Source organism: Streptomyces sp. NPDC111628, from assembly GCF_055635195.1.
Map to the genome: position 1 here is coordinate 992206 of NZ_JBVKBZ010000002.1, position 15552 is coordinate 1007757.

General features: G+C 72.9%; 18 protein-coding genes. 8 read left to right on the plus strand and 10 right to left on the minus strand.

Annotated features, from left to right (window positions below):
• Window positions 1-113 precede the first annotated feature (113 nt).
• On the plus strand, window positions 114-569 hold the full coding sequence (locus tag ACZ7MF_RS12150) for an ATP-binding protein (RefSeq protein ID WP_356864610.1): 456 nt from the start codon (window positions 114-116) through the stop codon (window positions 567-569).
• A 30-nt stretch (window positions 570-599) separates the two neighbouring features.
• On the opposite strand, the gene ACZ7MF_RS12155 is transcribed toward ACZ7MF_RS12150, so the two are convergent.
• On the minus strand, window positions 600-1487 hold the full coding sequence (locus tag ACZ7MF_RS12155; protein ID WP_471476209.1) for an RNA polymerase sigma factor SigF: 888 nt from the start codon (window positions 1485-1487) through the stop codon (window positions 600-602).
• A 208-nt stretch (window positions 1488-1695) separates the two neighbouring features.
• Here ACZ7MF_RS12155 and ACZ7MF_RS12160 point away from each other — a divergent pair, with 208 nt between their 5' ends.
• Window positions 1696-2124, plus strand: coding sequence for a helix-turn-helix domain-containing protein (locus ACZ7MF_RS12160; RefSeq protein WP_471476212.1), 429 nt, complete (start codon window positions 1696-1698; stop codon window positions 2122-2124).
• 51 nt (window positions 2125-2175) lie between these two features.
• Here ACZ7MF_RS12160 and ACZ7MF_RS12165 read toward each other — a convergent pair whose 3' ends face one another.
• A complete protein-coding gene (locus ACZ7MF_RS12165; protein ID WP_356864608.1) occupies window positions 2176-2778 on the minus strand; it encodes a ClpP family protease in 603 nt (200 codons plus the stop codon).
• Between the two features lies 1 nt (window position 2779).
• Window positions 2780-3433: an ATP-dependent Clp protease proteolytic subunit gene (locus ACZ7MF_RS12170; protein WP_356864607.1), complete on the minus strand. Its 654-nt coding sequence runs from the start codon at window positions 3431-3433 to the stop codon at window positions 2780-2782.
• 207 nt (window positions 3434-3640) lie between these two features.
• Here ACZ7MF_RS12170 and ACZ7MF_RS12175 point away from each other — a divergent pair, with 207 nt between their 5' ends.
• From ACZ7MF_RS12175 to ACZ7MF_RS12195, 5 genes are all read left to right on the plus strand, one after another.
• Window positions 3641-4123, plus strand: a complete 483-nt coding sequence (locus ACZ7MF_RS12175) for a VOC family protein (protein ID WP_471476215.1) — start codon at window positions 3641-3643, stop codon at window positions 4121-4123.
• 68 nt (window positions 4124-4191) lie between these two features.
• On the plus strand, window positions 4192-4989 hold the full coding sequence (locus ACZ7MF_RS12180; RefSeq protein WP_471476217.1) for a VOC family protein: 798 nt from the start codon (window positions 4192-4194) through the stop codon (window positions 4987-4989).
• A 31-nt stretch (window positions 4990-5020) separates the two neighbouring features.
• Entirely contained in the window at window positions 5021-5728 is a 708-nt protein-coding gene (locus ACZ7MF_RS12185; RefSeq protein ID WP_471476219.1) for a ribonuclease H family protein, read from the plus strand.
• A gap of 101 nt (window positions 5729-5829) precedes the next feature.
• Window positions 5830-7095 (plus strand): FAD-dependent monooxygenase, encoded by a 1266-nt coding sequence (locus ACZ7MF_RS12190; protein ID WP_471476221.1) that lies wholly within the window; start codon window positions 5830-5832, stop codon window positions 7093-7095.
• 12 nt (window positions 7096-7107) lie between these two features.
• Window positions 7108-8091, plus strand: a complete 984-nt coding sequence (locus tag ACZ7MF_RS12195; RefSeq protein WP_471476224.1) for an aldo/keto reductase — start codon at window positions 7108-7110, stop codon at window positions 8089-8091.
• A 27-nt stretch (window positions 8092-8118) separates the two neighbouring features.
• Here ACZ7MF_RS12195 and ACZ7MF_RS12200 read toward each other — a convergent pair whose 3' ends face one another.
• Window positions 8119-8475 (minus strand): hypothetical protein, encoded by a 357-nt coding sequence (locus ACZ7MF_RS12200; protein ID WP_471476226.1) that lies wholly within the window; start codon window positions 8473-8475, stop codon window positions 8119-8121.
• Window positions 8476-8707: 232 nt separating this feature from the next.
• Here ACZ7MF_RS12200 and ACZ7MF_RS12205 point away from each other — a divergent pair, with 232 nt between their 5' ends.
• Window positions 8708-9133, plus strand: a complete 426-nt coding sequence (locus ACZ7MF_RS12205) for a DUF6328 family protein (RefSeq protein ID WP_471477224.1) — start codon at window positions 8708-8710, stop codon at window positions 9131-9133.
• Between the two features lie 45 nt (window positions 9134-9178).
• Here the strand turns inward: ACZ7MF_RS12205 and ACZ7MF_RS12210 are convergent, their stop codons facing one another.
• From ACZ7MF_RS12210 to ACZ7MF_RS12235, 6 genes are all read right to left on the minus strand, one after another.
• Window positions 9179-9607: an SsgA family sporulation/cell division regulator gene (locus ACZ7MF_RS12210; protein WP_385362348.1), complete on the minus strand. Its 429-nt coding sequence runs from the start codon at window positions 9605-9607 to the stop codon at window positions 9179-9181.
• A 93-nt stretch (window positions 9608-9700) separates the two neighbouring features.
• Window positions 9701-10678: an LLM class F420-dependent oxidoreductase gene (locus ACZ7MF_RS12215; RefSeq protein WP_471476229.1), complete on the minus strand. Its 978-nt coding sequence runs from the start codon at window positions 10676-10678 to the stop codon at window positions 9701-9703.
• A gap of 57 nt (window positions 10679-10735) precedes the next feature.
• Entirely contained in the window at window positions 10736-12382 is a 1647-nt protein-coding gene (locus ACZ7MF_RS12220) for a serine/threonine-protein kinase (protein WP_471476231.1), read from the minus strand.
• Window positions 12383-12523: 141 nt separating this feature from the next.
• Window positions 12524-13483: a threonine/serine dehydratase gene (locus ACZ7MF_RS12225; RefSeq protein ID WP_471476234.1), complete on the minus strand. Its 960-nt coding sequence runs from the start codon at window positions 13481-13483 to the stop codon at window positions 12524-12526.
• Between the two features lie 25 nt (window positions 13484-13508).
• Window positions 13509-14186, minus strand: coding sequence for an AIM24 family protein (locus ACZ7MF_RS12230; protein ID WP_471476235.1), 678 nt, complete (start codon window positions 14184-14186; stop codon window positions 13509-13511).
• Window positions 14187-14197: 11 nt separating this feature from the next.
• Entirely contained in the window at window positions 14198-15502 is a 1305-nt protein-coding gene (locus ACZ7MF_RS12235; RefSeq protein ID WP_471476237.1) for a CAP domain-containing protein, read from the minus strand.
• Window positions 15503-15552 lie beyond the last annotated feature (50 nt).

The window sequence follows — 15552 nt, forward strand, 5'->3', positions numbered from 1 at the left end:
GACCACTGTGACGATGCCCGCACTGCGAAGAGACGTGGACTGCGACGCGCGGCTCGGGGTACGAGGACAGGTGCAGCAGCGTCCGGCCAGTCCGGCTTCCGAGAGAGAAACGCATGACCGAGTACCTGGACGGGGCAGTGATACCGACTGGTTTCGACGTACCCGTTGAACCGCTGAGGCGGGCGGCACACTACTCCGGTGAGCCGGGATGCATAGCGCAGGCGCGTTCCTTCGCCTCGCTCTTCCTCGACCAGCTGAGGACCGAGTGGTGCGCCACGATCGGCCCCCGCGCCGACGGTGCGGTGCTCCTCGTGGTGAGCGAGCTGGTCACCAACGCGGACCGGCACAGCAGGGGGCCGTACATCCTGGAGCTGGAGGGCACGGGCAGCTCGGTCGCGGTGACCGTCTACGACAGCAGCGGCGCCGTGCCGGAGCGCTTCGCCAGGGACCCCGAGCGCGTCGGCGGCCACGGCCTGGAGATCGTGCACGCCCTGGTGGAGACGGTCGTCGTCGAACTCGTCCCGGTCGGCAAGCGGGTACGCGCGGTGGTGCCCCTCACCGAAGGGTGAAGGACACCGTCGCCACCGCGGGGCCTGGGCTCAGGCGCAGCCGAGCTCGCCCAGCATGCCCTCGCGCAGCCGGGTGATGATCCGCTTGATCAGCCGGGAGACGTGCATCTGCGAGCAGCCGAGCCGTTCGCCGATCTCCGCCTGGGTGGCCTCCTCCACGAACCGCAGATGGATGATCTGCCGGTCGCGCTCGCTCAGCTCGGCCATCAGCGGGGCCAGCGAGTGGAAGTCCTCGACGAGCCGCAGCCCGTCCTCCTCCACACCGATGAAGTCGGCCAGCACCGACTCGCCGTGCTCGGGTCCGTCACCGGTCAGCGCGGCGTCCAGCGAGGAGGAGTTGTAGCCGTTGGACGCGATCTGGCCCTCGATCACCTGGTCCTCGCCGATGTTCATCAGCGTGGCGAGTTCGGCGACCGTGGGCTCGCGGTCCAGGCGGGTGGAGAGCTCCTCGCGGGCCCTGGCCAGCTCCACACGCAGCTCCTGGAGCCGGCGCGGGACGTGCACCGCCCAGGTGGTGTCCCGGAAGAAGCGCTTGATCTCGCCGACGATGTAGGGCAGCGCGAAGGACGTGAACTCGACCTCGCGCGCCAGCTCGAAGCGGTCGATGGCCTTGATCAGGCCGATCATGCCGGTCTGGACGATGTCCTCCATGTCGTCCCCGCGACCGCGGAAGCGGCCCGCGGCGAACCGCACGAGCGACATGTTCATCTCGATCAGCGTGTTGCGCGCGAACTGGTACTCGGCCGTGCCCTCTTCGAGTTCCGTCAGACGCCGGAAGAACTGACGGGACAGCTGGCGCGCGTCGCGCGGTGCCACGCTGCGGGGGTCCATGACGTCCCGCGGAGATCCCGCACCCGTTTCGCTCCCGGCGGTCTTCCCGACAACCTGCGCTTGCGGACGGACCACGGCGGTCTGCATTGCCTCTCCCACGAAAGTCACGGTTCTCCCTAGGCTTTTCGCGCTTGCGGGTACCCGGGTCGCGACGGCGCATGCCCCCCATTTCTGCCCAGCCTAGTCCCGCCGACGGTCCGCGGCATCCGGGCCGCTCGGGGGAGCGCCGGCGGATTCTCCTGAGGGCGGAACGCCGCACCCTTCCGGGACGCGGTCGGAACCCTAGGCTGAGGAGGTGACCAGCCACGTGCCGAACGAAGCCCGCGTCATTCCGCTGCGCCCGCAGGCCGCCCGCCCGGGAACGCGGCCCGCCGCCTCACCGGCTCCTGAGGAGCGAAGGCCGCCCACCGTGCGAGAGCCCCTGTGGCGCGACCTGGTCGGAGACGTCCTGCGGCGTGAACGCCTCGAGCAGGAGCGCACGCTGAAGGAGGTCGCCGAGGCCGCCCGGATCTCCATGCCCTACCTCTCGGAGGTGGAGCGCGGCCGCAAGGAGGCGTCCTCCGAAGTACTGGCCGCCGCCGCGGGCGCCCTCGGACTGGGCCTGGGCGACCTGCTGGCCCGCGCGCAGGGCGAGCTGATCCGGCTCACCTCCCGGCACACCGGCGCGGGAGCGGGCCGGGGGACGTCCGGCGCGCGGTTCGACGGGATGTGCCTGGCCGCCTGAGGACGCGCACGGGCCGGCGCCCCCGCACCGCGGGGACGCCGGCCCGGCAGCTCAGACCCTCGCCAGGCGCCGCGCGAGCACCTCGTCGGCCAGCCCGTAGGCCACCGCCTCCTGGGCGGTGAACACCTTGTCGCGGTCCATGTCCGCGCGCAGTGTCCCGACGTCGTGGTGCGTGTGGCGGGCCAGCACCTCCTCCACCTGGGAGCGGATGCGCACCATCTCCTTGGCCTGGAGCGCCAGGTCGGACACCGTGCCCTGCCGGCCGCCGCTGGCCGGCTGCCCCAGCAGGACCCGAGCGTGCTCCAGCACGAACCGCCGCCCGGGGTCCCCGCCCGCCAGCAGCACGGCCGCCGTGGACGCCGCCTGCCCGACACAGAACGTCGAGATCGGCGCCTGCACGAAGGTCATCGTGTCGTAGATCGCCATCAGCGACGTGAACGAGCCGCCCGGAGAGTTGATGTAGATCGCGATCTCGCTCTCCGGGGCCGACGACTCCAGGTGCAGGAGCTGTGCGATCACGACGTTGGCCACGCCGTCGTCGATGTCGGTCCCCAGGAAGATGATCCGCTCCGACAGCAGCCGGCTGAACACGTCGTAGGACCGTTCGCCCTGCGGGGTCCGCTCGACGACGTTCGGAATCGTGTAGCTCCCCATGTCACAGTCCCATCCGTCGCCTGGTGGCGGCCGGGCGCACGTCCGCGAGGGACTGCACGACCTGGTCCACCATTCCGTACTCCCTGGCCTCCTCGGCCGTGAACCAGCGGTCGCGGTCGCCGTCCCGGGAGATGGTCTCGGGGCTCTGACCGGTGTGCTCGGCGGTGATCCGCTCGATGGTCCGCTTGGTGAAGTCCAGGTTGTCCGCCTGGATCTCGATGTCGGCGGTGGTGCCGCCGATGCCCGCCGAAGGCTGGTGCATCATGATCCGCGCGTTCGGCAGCGCGTAGCGCTTGCCCGCCGTGCCGACGCTCAGCAGGAACTGCCCCATGCTGGCGGCGAAGCCCATGGCGAGCGTCGAGACGTCGTTGGGGATCAGCCGCATGGTGTCGTAGATGGCGAGCCCCGCGTGCACGGAGCCGCCGGGACTGTTGACGTACAGGCTGATGTCGGTGCGCGGGTCCTGTGCGGACAGGATCAGCAGTTGCGCGCAGACGCGGTTCGCGGAGACCTCGTCGACCTGCGTGCCGAGCAGCACGATCCGCTGGTCGAGCAGCTGCTCGGCGAGCCGGTCGTCGAACCGGGTCGCGGGGGTGTCGCCCTCCTCGGCCCTGGGCGGTCGGGCCTGGGCCGGGCCGGCGGTGAATGGAGACATCGGCGCTCCTTGTCGAGTCGTGGCCAGTCGTGGCGGGGTGGTGCGGGATGCGCGGCCTGCAGCGCCGCGGTTCCTCCACTCTCGGCCCGCCGAGACCCGGACCGGGGCTTTCTCTGCCCGGGGCAGATTCGCCACCGGCAGAGCGATGAGTTCCGCGGTGCGTGCCGGTCGACAGTGGTGACCCTGTTCCGCTCCGAGGAGGCAGTCATGAGCACCGACGGATTCACCACGTGCCTGTGGTTCGACGGCGACGCCGAGGACGCCGCCCACTTCTACGTCTCCGTCTTCAAGAACTCCCGTATCGGCGCCGTCACCCGCTACCCCGAGGGAGCACCGCAGCCCGCCGGCTCGGTGCTCACCGTCGAGTTCACCGCCAACGGCCAGAAGTTCGTGGGCCTCAACGGCGGCCCGCAGTTCCGGTTCAACGAGGCGATCTCCTTCCAGATCACCTGCGAGGACCAGGACGAGGTCGACCACTACTGGACCAGGCTCACCGAGGGCGGCGGCGAGGACGGGCCCTGCGGCTGGCTCAAGGACCGGTTCGGCGTGTCCTGGCAGGTCGTCCCGCGCCGGCTCGAGGAGATGTTCCGCGACCCCGACCCCGCCAGGGTGGCGCGGGCCAACAAGGCCATGATGTCGATGCGCAAGCTCGACATCGCCGCGCTGGAGCAGGCGTACGCCGGGGGGTGACGCGCACCGACCCCCACCCCACCCCCACCCCCACCCCCCCACGCACGTTCGCACAGGAGGCGGCAGTCATGGCCGTGCAACCCGAAGGGGCCCCTTGCTGGGCCGACGCGATGTTCACCGACGTCGAGGGAGCCAAGCGCTTCTACGGCGACGTCCTCGGCTGGACCTTCGGCGAAACGTCGTCGGAGTTCGGCAACTACACCCAGTGCTACGCGGACGGCAAGGCGGTGGCCGCCGTGGTCCCGCCCCCGCCCGGTCACGAGGACCAGTCCCAGTGGTGCCTCTACCTCGCCTCCCCGGACGCCGCGGCGACCGCCGGGCGGATCCGCGAGGCCGGCGGCGAGCTGCTGCTGGAGCCGATGAAGGTCGGCGACTTCGGCACCATGTGTCTGGCCCGCGACCCGAGCGGGGTGGTCTTCGGCGTCTGGCAGGGCGACCAGCACGAGGGCTTCGAGGCGACGGCCGAGCCCGGCGCGTACTGCTGGGCCGAGGTCTTCACCCGCGAGCCCGCGAAGTCGGACGCCTTCTTCCCGGCGGTCTTCTCCTACCGGGCCCAGCAGATGCAGGACGACCGGGTGGACTTCCGCCTCTTCGACCTCGGCGACGACCCGGTCCTGGGCCGCATGGCCATGACGGAGGACTTCCCGCCCGAGGTCCCGCCCCACATCAACGTCTACTTCACCGTCGGCGACTGCGACGCGGCCGTGGCCCGCGCCACCGAGCGGGGCGGCGTCCTGCGGTTCGGTCCGGTCACGACCCCCTTCGGCCGGTTCGCGGCGCTCGGCGACCCGCAGGGCGCGAGCTTCTCGGTGATCGACATCACGACCGCCGAAGGGGAGATGCCCAAGGTCACGGACGTCTCCTGAACCCTGTCCGGACACCCCGCCGGGCCATGGCATGATCGAGCGCATGCGTGAACGTGTAGTGGCCGCGTGCGACGGGGCTTCGAAGGGAAACCCGGGTCCGGCCGGCTGGGCCTGGGTGATCGCCGACGCCTCGGAGAACCCCGTCCGCTGGGAGGCGGGTCCGCTCGGCCGGACCACCAACAACGTCGCCGAACTCACCGCGCTGGAGCGGCTGCTGGCGTCGACCGACCCCGAGGTGCCGCTCGAGGTCCGCATGGACTCGCAGTACGCCATGAAGGCCGTCACCACCTGGCTGCCCGGCTGGAAGCGCAACGGCTGGAAGACGGCCGCGGGCAAGCCCGTGGCCAACCAGGAGCTGGTTGTGCGCATCGACGAGCTGCTCGACGGCCGTTCGGTCGAGTTCCGCTACGTGCCCGCGCACCAGGTCGACGGCGACCGGCTCAACGACTTCGCCGACCGCGCCGCAAGCCAGTCGGCCGTCGTCCAGGAAGCCGCGGGCAGCGCCCTCGGCTCGCCGGAGCCACCGCCCGCGCCGGACGTCCCGGCGGCCCGCAAGGCACCGCGCCGGGGGTCCTCCGGAGCGGCCCGCAAGAGCGGCGGCGGCTCCTCGGCCCGCACCATCAAGGCGAAGTTCCCCGGACGCTGCCTGTGCGGCCGCGGGTACGCGGCCGGTGAGCCCATCGCCAAGAACGACCAGGGCTGGGGCCACCCGGAGTGCCGCACGGCGGTCGCCGGATAAACCGCACCCGCCCACGGCCGCGCGGCAGCGGCCGACGGCCCCTCCCTTGTTACTCTGCGGTCTCGAATAGCCGTAATGGCCGTTATGAGTGCATACCAGGGGTGCGTGTGAAGGTCGCCTGCGTCGGCGGTGGGCCCGCCGGACTGTACCTGTCGATCCTGCTGAAGCGGCAGGACCCGACCCATGACGTCACCGTGTACGAACGCGACCCGGAGGGCTCCACCTACGGCTGGGGCGTGACCTACTGGCGCGGACTGCTCGACCGGCTCCGCGACCACGACCCCGACTCGGCGCGCGCCGTCGAGGAACACTCCGTGTGCTGGCGGGACGGTGTCGCCCACGTGGGCGACCTGGCCACCCGGCACCACGGCGACGAGGGCTTCGGCATCGGCCGCCACCGGCTCCTCGCGATCCTCGCCGCCCGCGCCCGCGAGCTGGGCGTACGCCTGGAGTTCGAGCACCCGGTCACCGGCGCGAACCCGCCCGCCGCCGACCTCGTGGTCGCGGCCGACGGGGCGGGCAGCGCGCTGCGCACCCACCACGCCGACCATTTCGGCACCGAGATCACCGGCGGCCGCGACCACTACGTGTGGCTCGGCACCACCAAGGTCTTCGACGCCTTCACCTTCGCCTTCGTCGAGACCGACCACGGCTGGATCTGGGCGTACGGCTACGGCTACGGCCCCGAGGGCAGCACCTGCGTCGTCGAGTGCCCGCCCGAGACCTGGACCGGCCTCGGCCTGGACCGCGCCGACGAGGCCGAGGGGCTCGTCCTGCTGGAGAAGCTCTTCGCCGACGTCCTGGACGGACACCCGCTCACCGCGCGGTCCTCCGGCCGGGCCGGTGCCGCCTGGCCCGTCTTCCGCACCCTCACCAACCGCACCTGGTCCCGGGACAACCTCGTGCTGCTCGGCGACGCCGCCCACACCACGCACTACTCCATCGGCGCCGGCACCACGCTCGCCCTGGAGGACGCCATGTCCCTGGCCACCGCCCTGCGCGAGGGGGACAGCCGCCCGGACGCCCTCGCCCACTACGAACGCGAACGCCGGGCGGCCCTGCTGCCGGTGCAGAGCGCGGCCCGGCTCAGCGCCCAGTGGTACGAGCACCTGCCGCGCTACATCCACCTGCCGCCGGAGCAGATGTTCGCCCTGCTCGGCCAGCGCCACTCGCCGCTGCTGCCGCACCTCCCGCCCCGGCTGTACTACCGGATCGACCGGGCGGCCGGCCGGCTGGAGACCCTGCGCAGGGTCAAGCGCCGGCTGGGGCCCGTGATCGCGCGCACGGTCCAGGCCCGCAGGCTCGCCACCGGCGACGGGCGGGGCCGCTCCGGGCGTCCCGACGCGGTGCCCGCGCACCGCGGATGACAGACTGACACCATGGACGAGCGCACTTTCGGCAGGTCGGATCAGCACGCGTCGGTGGTCGGCCTCGGCACCTGGCAACTGGGCGCCGATTGGGGAGACGTCGACGACAAGGAAGCCCTCGCGGTACTGGAGGCGGCGGCCGAGTCGGGGGTGACCTTCTTCGACACGGCGGACGTCTACGGCGACGGCCGCAGCGAGCAGACCATCGCGACCTTCCTGGCGAGCAGGCCCGACCTGCACGTCCTGGTCGCCACCAAGATGGGCCGCCGGGCCGACCAGATCCCGCAGAACTACGTCCTGGACAACTTCCGGGAGTGGAACGACCGTTCCCGCCGCAACCTCGGCGTCGACCGCCTCGACCTGGTGCAGCTGCACTGCCCGCCGACGCCCGTCTACTCCAGCGACGAGGTGTTCGACGCCCTGGACACCCTCGTCGAGGAGGAGCGCGTCGCCGCGTACGGCGTGAGCGTCGAGACCTGCGCGGAGGCGCTGACCGCGATCGCCCGGCCGAACGTGGCGAGCGTCCAGATCATCCTCAACCCGTTCCGGATGAAGCCCCTGCGCGAGGTCCTGCCCGCGGCCCGCGAGGCCGGCGTCGGCATCATCGCCCGGGTGCCGCTGGCGTCCGGCCTGCTGACCGGCAAGTACACCAAGGACACCGTCTTCGCGGCCAACGACCACCGGAACTTCAACCGGCACGGCGAGGCCTTCGACCAGGGCGAGACCTTCTCCGGCGTGGACTACGCCACCGGGGTGGAGGCCGCCGCAGAGTTCGCCGCGCTCGCGCCCGAGGGATACACCCCGGCCCAGCTGGCGCTGCGCTGGATCGTCCAGCAGCCCGGCGTGACGAGCGTGATCCCGGGCGCCCGCTCGCCCGAGCAGGCCCGCGCCAACACGGACGCCGCCCGGCTGCCGGAGCTGTCCGAGGACACCCTGGCCGCCGTCCGCGACCTCTACGACCGGCGCGTCAAGGACCAGGTCGAGGGTCGCTGGTAGGCGGCCGACGGGTGAGCGGTCCCGGCCTCACGGCACCAGGAGCAACTCCCGCTCCCGCTCCTGGTCGCCCGAGGCCGCTCCCTCGTTCCGCGCGGTGAAGGCGCGGGACAGTGTCCCGCTCGCCGCCTCCACCGCCTGCGGCGTGCCCTGAACGGTGACCGTCACCGGTGCGGACAGCGCGCCGCCCGTCGTGCGCGCCGCCGAGGACGCGTCCGGGACGTGCGGGGCGCCCGGGACGTCGAAGGTCGCGGTGCGCACCGTCGCCCCCTCGTCCGCGGGCCGGCCGTCGGGAGCCCCGAAGACGCCCTCCAGTGCGCGGACGATCGCCCGCGCGTCGTCGATGCCGCCGCCGTCGAGCGTCACGGTGAGCCGAGTGTCGGACATCCTTTGCCTTCCTTGCCGCGCTTGGGTGGGTCCCGGCCCGTGTAACCGCCCGCCGATCACCCAAACCGGGTGTCACCGCCCCGGCCCGGCGCCTGAGTACCGGGATCCCGGGAACAGGGAAGAGGACGCAGGCGACGGGCACCGGGAGGACGACGTGAGGGACGCGGAAGCGGCTGAGGGCTCGGGCCGGCGCAGGGGCCGCAACGAGACCGAGGAAGAGCGGGCCGACCGGATGTGGACCGAGCTGATCCAGGAGGTCCGCGTCGCGCAGATGGGCGTGCAGATCCTGTTCGGCTTCCTGCTCACGGTCGTCTTCCAGCCGAAGTACGAGAGCCTCTCGGACACCGATCAGATGATCTACCTGATCACGGTGGTCCTCGGCGCCGTGACGACCGGCGCCCTGATCGGCCCGGTGTCCCTGCACCGGCTCGTCTCCGGACGCCGGGTGAAGCCCCAGGCGGTGCGGTGGGCCTCCCGGCTGACCGTGCTCGGCCTCGTGCTGCTGCTCGCCACCACGGCCTGCTCGCTCCTGCTGATCCTGCGGGTCGCGACCCACGACGGCTTCGTGCCCTACCTCGTCACCGGCGTGGTGTTCTGGTACCTGCTGTGCTGGTTCGGGATCCCGCTGTGGACCCGGCACCGCCACACGGCACGCTGAGGAGCCCGGGGCGTCCGAGCCCCCGGCCCCGCGGACCCCGGCGGTTCAGCCCTCGGCGGTCAGCTCGGCGAGGAAGTCGTCCACGCGCACCTGTTCCCGCCCCGGCCGGACCACCGCATGGGTCTCGCGCAGGAAGGCCTCGACGGCCGCGGCCCACACGAACACCACCGCGCGGTGGCGCTCCCCGTCGGCCCGGTCGTCGCCCAGCAGCTCGATGCGCAGCTCGTCCCACATGCCGCGCGACTCCGGCCGCAGCCGCACGTCGCCCACGCCCACCGGACGGGTGAGCCCCTCGGCGACCATCTCCCGGTCCAGCGTCCAGCGGGCGAGCACCCGGCCGTCGTGGCTGAAGACCGCCGTGAGGGCGAACGGGTCCGCCGCGTCGTACGCGAGGTGCGCGAGCACCGGGAACCGGTCGGCGGTCGCGCCCGCCTGGAGCTGCACGACCAGGGTCTTGTGCACGACGGTGTTCACGGGGGCCTCCAGGAGGACGGACGTAGAGCCCTCTAGTACCCCGCCCACCGGCAAGATGCTCAGTCATCCGGGTGATTCGCCCGTCCCCGGGTTTCAGTCGCGCCCGAACGCCTCTCGCAGGGCGGGCAGCAAGGTCCTCTCCGACCAGTCCAGGAAGGCGGGTTGCGAATCGCCGCCGATCTGCACCAGGGCGACGTCGGTGAACCCGGCCTCGACATACGGGCGTACGGCGGCCACGAAGGCGTCCGGGTCGTCGCCGCAGGGGATGGACTCGGCGACGTCGTCGGGGGTCACGAACTGGGTGGCCGCCTCGAAGGCGTCCGGATGCGGCAGTTCGGAGTTGACCTTCCAGCCGCTGCCGAACCAGCGGAACTGCGCGTGCGCCCGCTCGATCGCCGTGTCCCGGTCGGGGTCGTAGGAGACGGGCAGTTGGCCCACGCGCGGCTTGCCCGTGCCGCCGTGCCGGTCGAAGGACTCCAGCAGCCCGGCCTTCGGCTCGGTCGCGATCACCAGGTCGGCGAACTCGCCCGCCAGCTCGCAGGAACGCTCGCCGGAGACCGCGATGCCGATGGGGGGCGCGCTCTCGGGCAGGTCCCAGAGCCGGGCCGACTCCACGTCGAAGTGGGTGCCGCGGTGGTTCACGTGGCCGCCGGCGAACAGCCCCCGGATGATCTCCACGGCCTCCCGGAGCATCTCGTGCCGTACGTCGACGGACGGCCAGCCGCCGCCCACCACATGCTCGTTGAGATTCTCGCCCGAGCCGAGACCCAGCCGGAACCGGCCCTCGGACAGCAACTGAAGCGTCGCCGCCTTCTGCGCCACCACCGCCGGGTGGTAGCGGAACGTCGGACACGTCACGTACGTCATCAGCGGGATGCGCGAGGTCGCCTGCGCCGCGGCGCCCAGCACGCTCCAGGCGTAGGGCGAGTGGCCCTGCGCGCGCAGCCAGGGGAAGTAGTGGTCCGAGGTCACTGAGAAGTCGAATCCCACCTCCTCGGCCCGCACCAGATGGCCGACGAGCTCCCGCGGGCCGGCCTGCTCGGTCATCATCGTGTATCCGATGTGTGCCATGGCGGCCGGGTCCCCGCCCGGCCCGAGGGAAAACAGGTGTAAACGGGGTGGAAGGGGTCAGGTCGTCTCCTCCCGGAAGGTGCCGAGGAACGCGGCGAGCGCCCGCTCGTTGGCCCTGTCGTCCCAGTCGCCGGCCGGCGTCGTCCAGCGCAGCGAGAAGCTGCGTCCGCCGCCGAGCAGGAAGCCGCAGCCGAAGGTGCGGACCCGGGTGCCGTCGTCCCGGACCAGCCACTCCATGTCGGCCGCCGCACGCCCCCGGTAGGTGGTCGCGCGGATCTCGCCGATCCGCCGGTAGCCGTCCGAGCGCGCGAGGCCCGGCTCGACGTCGTCGCGCCAGACGGCCACCGGGTCCGCGCCCGCGCGCCTGCTGTAGGTGACGGCGAGCGTGCGGGGGTCGCCGGTCGCGCCGAAGACCACCCGGTACGCGCCGCCCGGCGCGCTCGAGGTGTCCAGGCGCCGCCAGCCCTCGGGGAGGGCGACGGAGAAGCCCTCCGGCGCGTCGTAGCGGCGGAACCCGGCCGGAGCGGGGACGCCCGGCTCCGACGGCGAGGCGCTCGCGCCCGGCCGGTCGGCGGGGGAGGAAGGGGCGGAGGGGGAGGCCGGGGAAGAGGGGGGCGCGGGGGAGGCGGCGGGCGCGGATCCGGTGGGCGGGGCGGCGCTCGGCGAGGGTCGCTGCCGTGCGCCCGTGGCGGCGCCGTCGCCCGTACCGGGGAGCCCGTCGGTGACGGCGAGGACCGCGAGGACGGCGACCGCGACCGTCACGACGGCCAGAGCGGTCCCGGCGGCCACGGTCCGCCGCGACCGGTCGCGGCCCGCCTTCCGGGCGGCCGCGTACACGCCGCGCAGCCCGGGCCTGGTGGTCACCTCGGCCACGGTGGTGCCGGGGTCCTCGGTCAGCGCCCGCGCGAGGGCCGCGCGCACCACCGGGCGGGTCAGCCGCTCCCGGGAGTCCTTGCGCAGCAGTCCCGTCACGGCCTGGGCGAGCGGACCGGCGCGCACCGGGGTGCGCAGCGGCAGCCGGTCCACCCCTTTCAGCGTCGCCTCGGGCCGGCCCCGGTCACGGAACGGCGGACGGCCCTCGACCATCGTGTAGAGGATCGCGCCCAGCGTCCACAGATCGGCCGCGGGCCCGATCCGCTGGTCGCGGGCCTGCTCGGGCGAGGCATACGCGGGGGCGGTCAGCCGTGGGGCGAGGGTGGCGCCGGCCAGCCCGAAGCCGGTGACGAGGACGGACCCCTCCTCGCGCACGAACACCTGCCCAGGGCTGAGCTCGCCGTGTGTCACCCCGTGGGAGTGGGCCGCCTCCAGCACCGCGAGCAGTTCCAGACCGACGCGTGCGGCCCGGGCGTAGCTGAACGCGCCCCGACGGTCGAGGAGGTCGCCGAGCGGTACTCCGGCGACCCAATCGGTGACCGTCCACAGCATGCCGTCCGCGACCACCGCGTCCAGCACCGGGGCGATCCGCCCGGGGCACAGCGACGCCATGGTCTCGCCGGTGCGGATCACCCGGCCCGGGGCCCTGCGGGCGGCCTCGCCCGCCCGGCCCTCCGGCAGCTCGATCCGCGTGACCAGGCACGGGCGGCCGGTCGTGGCGTCCTCCCCGGACCAGCAGACCCGGTTCGTCTCGCGCTGGACGACCTCGAACAGGCGGTAGCGTCCGGCGACCAGCTCGTGTGTGGAGACGTGCGCCCTGCCCATGGCCATCCCTCGCTCGCACCGCCGGTTCTTCGCTCGACCAGAGGTACGTCGGGGGCACCGGGGTGTGTTCAGCGACCGCGCGTCCCGGCCCCGTTTCTGACCCTTCTTCAAGAACCGGGGCCCGCCGGGTGCGGGCCCGGCCCGACGTCAGCGCAGGCCGAAACGGTCCGCCCACACCGCCATGTCGCCCACCGTGGCATTGCCCCCGCACACCACGAGCCCGATGCGGGCTTCGTCCCCCACCCGCTCCACCACCCGCCGGGCGGCCGGGAGCAGACAGCCGGCGGCCGGCTCGGTCCACACCTTGGCGTGCTCGGCGAGCGCGAGCGAACCCCGGACGGCCTCCCGGTCCGGCACCACGAGCACCTCGGTGACCAGCTCCGCCACATGGTCGTACGTCAGCTGCGAGACGGACGGCGCGCTGAGCGTGGTGACGACCGACGACAGGGGCACCGTGAGCGGCCCGCCCGCCACGAGCGCCCGTGACATGGCCTCGGCGCCCTCGGTCTCCACACCCCACACCCGCACCCCGGGCCGCAGCGCCCGCAGCGCCGCCGCCACGCCCGCGATCAGCCCCCCGCCGCCGATGCTCACCAGCACGTCGGTGAGGTCCGAGGCGTCCTCGGCGAACTCCAGCCCCACGGTGCCCTGCCCCGCGATCACCACGGGGTCGTCGAAGGGGTGGACCAGGGTCAGCCCCTCCTCCCGGAGCCGGGTGACCATCGCGAAGGCACTGTCCATGCCGTCGGTGAGCCGCACCAGCGCGCCCGCCTCCTCGGCGATCTCCACGGAACGGGCCGGCGCGGTCCGCGGCATGACCACCGTGGCCTTCACGTCCAGGGCGGCGGCCATCACCGCCACCGCGATGCCGTGGTTGCCGCCGCTGACCGCGACGACACCGGCGGCCCGCTCGGCCTCGGTCAGGGACAGCAGTTTCGCCGTGGCCCCGCGTGCCTTGAACGAACCGGTGCGCTGGAGCAGCTCCAGCTTCGCGGTGACCGGCACGCCGAGCAGCGCGGACAGACCCGGGCTCGGCACGGTCGGGGTGCGTACGACATGTCCGGCGATCCGCTCGGCGGCGGCTTCGATCTCCGTGATCGCGATCAAGGCAGTCTTCCTTCCGGGGGAGTGCTCAGTGCTGCTGCGGCTTCTGCGGGGTCGCCTCGCTCGGCCGTACCACGACGAAGCCCTCGCCCTGGAGCACCAGTTGCACGGCCTCGCCCGAACCGCCGCGCAGCATCGAGCCGATCGACTGCGAACGGTGCAGGGAGGTCGCGAGCCCCGCGGACCAGCCGACGATCGCGTCCGTGTCGACGTAGACCGGGTACTGGTGCGAGACCGGGATGACCAGCGGATTGCCCTCGCACACCAGGCCCAGCCTGCCATGTCCCGTGAAGACGCTGTTGAACAGTCCGCCCCCGGCGATCCCCGAGCCCTTCACGGTGGAGATGCGGTACGACAACGACGCGTCGAAGCACAGCACGTTGCGGCCGTTGACGGTGAACTCGTCGCCCGGCTCCACCTCGACGACGAAGCAGTTCTGCGCCTCGTTCGCGAACCAGGCCTCGCCCTGTCCGCGCACCGCCATCAGCGGCAGTCCCTCCCCGGTGACCGCGCGCTTGAGCATGCCGCCCACGCCCTGGCCCTTGCGCTCGAACTGCAGACTGCCGCGGTAGGCGATCATCGCGCCCTGCCGGGCGAGCATCTCGCCGTTCACGGCGTAACGGATGCACTTGGAGTTCTCGACGGTCATGCCCGGCGCCGTGGCGGGCTGCACCATGTGCTCGCTGGAAAAGAGGTCACCCTTCATGGGGTCATCCTTCAGCCACCGAAGAGTTGCGTCCAGTACGTGCCCGCCCGGCCGCCGCCGGCCAGACCGACGCCGATGTGGGTGAAGCCGGCCTTGAGGATGTTGGCCCGGTGTCCCGGGCTGTTCATCCAGCCCTCCACCACCGCGGCGGGGGAGCGCTGACCACAGGCGATGTTCTCGCCGACCGTGCGCCGACGGGCGCCCGCGGCGGCGGCCCGGTCCCACGGCTCGCCGCCGTCCGGATCGGTGTGGGAGTAGAAGTCGCGGGCCACCATGTCCGCGCTGTGGGCCTGTGCCGCGGCGGTCAGTCGGGCATCGACGGCCAGGGCGGGCAGCCCGGCCCCGGCCCGCTCCCGGTTGGTGAGGCCGACGACCTCCGCCGTCGTGCGGGCCAGGCCGTCCGGGGTGAGCGGCACGGCCCACAGCGCCGTCCAGTACGTGTCGCCCGAGGGTCCTCCGGTGACGTACGCCCACCCGGCGTGCGTGAAGGCGGTGTCGTGCAGCGTGCGCCGGGTGCGCTCGGCGCCGAGGCAGTACGCGACGAACTCGGCGGGCGTGCGCGGGCCCGAGACCAGGTGCTCGCCGACGGTGAGATACGCGAACCCGGCCGAGACGACGCGCTGATGGACCGAGACGCCGTCCCGGGTCTCGACGCTCAGCGTGCCCGCGGCGGCCATGGCGGCGGCGTGCGCGCGGGCCGCCGAGCGGAGCCGGGGATCGGTCCGTACGGCGGGCGAACCGGCCGCGGAACGGGCGGAGTTGACCAGATCCAGGAACCCGTCGGGGTCGGCACCGGGCATGGGCGGTCCCGGTGCCGTGACCGGCTCCGGCGGCGCGTCGTCGGTCACCTCCACGCCGAAGTCCCGGGCGAGACCGGCGAGTCCGTCCGCGTACCCCTGGCCCAGGGCGCGCACCTTCCAGCCCTCGCCGCGCCGGTAGAACTCCACGACCAGCAGCACGGTCTCCCGCCCGGGGCGCGCCGGGGCGAACCGGGCGACGGCCCGGCCGCGGGCGTCGGTGACGCGGACCGTGGGGGAGGGGAGCGCGCTCAGCGGGGTACCGGGGTCCGAAGGTCCGACCGCCACCGTCACGCGGGTGGCGCCCGGCCGCAGCCGCGCCGGATCGACGGTGAGCGTGTCGCCGTGCAGCCTCGCGCCGGGTGCCTCCGGCTGGTTGTAGAAGACGAAGTCCTCGTCGCCGCCGACCTTGCCGCCGTCGTCCGTGACGAGCGCCGACACGTCGAAGCCGCCGGGCACCCGTACGCTCACGGGGCCGCCCGGAAGAGGGACGTTGCCCCCGGGGACCAAGTCGCTCATCGTGCCGTCCTGTGTCGTGGTGGGCGCTCCGGGCGCGGCTGTCGGTGCCG

Bases quoted from the DNA above. Each gene is read 5' to 3' on its own strand.
- ACZ7MF_RS12175 (WP_471476215.1), top strand. From the start codon at position 3,641: ATGAGCACCGACGGATTCACCACGTGCCTGTGGTTCGACGGCGACGCC.
- ACZ7MF_RS12150 (WP_356864610.1), top strand. From the start codon at position 114: ATGACCGAGTACCTGGACGGGGCAGTGATACCGACTGGTTTCGACGTA.
- ACZ7MF_RS12155 (WP_471476209.1), bottom strand. From the start codon at position 1,487: ATGCAGACCGCCGTGGTCCGTCCGCAAGCGCAGGTTGTCGGGAAGACC.
- ACZ7MF_RS12235 (WP_471476237.1), bottom strand. From the start codon at position 15,502: ATGAGCGACTTGGTCCCCGGGGGCAACGTCCCTCTTCCGGGCGGCCCC.
- ACZ7MF_RS12200 (WP_471476226.1), bottom strand. From the start codon at position 8,475: ATGTCCGACACTCGGCTCACCGTGACGCTCGACGGCGGCGGCATCGAC.
- ACZ7MF_RS12195 (WP_471476224.1), top strand. From the start codon at position 7,108: ATGGACGAGCGCACTTTCGGCAGGTCGGATCAGCACGCGTCGGTGGTC.
- ACZ7MF_RS12230 (WP_471476235.1), bottom strand. From the start codon at position 14,186: ATGAAGGGTGACCTCTTTTCCAGCGAGCACATGGTGCAGCCCGCCACG.
- ACZ7MF_RS12165 (WP_356864608.1), bottom strand. From the start codon at position 2,778: ATGGGGAGCTACACGATTCCGAACGTCGTCGAGCGGACCCCGCAGGGC.
- ACZ7MF_RS12170 (WP_356864607.1), bottom strand. From the start codon at position 3,433: ATGTCTCCATTCACCGCCGGCCCGGCCCAGGCCCGACCGCCCAGGGCC.
- ACZ7MF_RS12185 (WP_471476219.1), top strand. From the start codon at position 5,021: ATGATCGAGCGCATGCGTGAACGTGTAGTGGCCGCGTGCGACGGGGCT.
- ACZ7MF_RS12220 (WP_471476231.1), bottom strand. From the start codon at position 12,382: ATGGCCATGGGCAGGGCGCACGTCTCCACACACGAGCTGGTCGCCGGA.
- ACZ7MF_RS12180 (WP_471476217.1), top strand. From the start codon at position 4,192: ATGGCCGTGCAACCCGAAGGGGCCCCTTGCTGGGCCGACGCGATGTTC.
- ACZ7MF_RS12215 (WP_471476229.1), bottom strand. From the start codon at position 10,678: ATGGCACACATCGGATACACGATGATGACCGAGCAGGCCGGCCCGCGG.
- ACZ7MF_RS12205 (WP_471477224.1), top strand. From the start codon at position 8,708: ATGTGGACCGAGCTGATCCAGGAGGTCCGCGTCGCGCAGATGGGCGTG.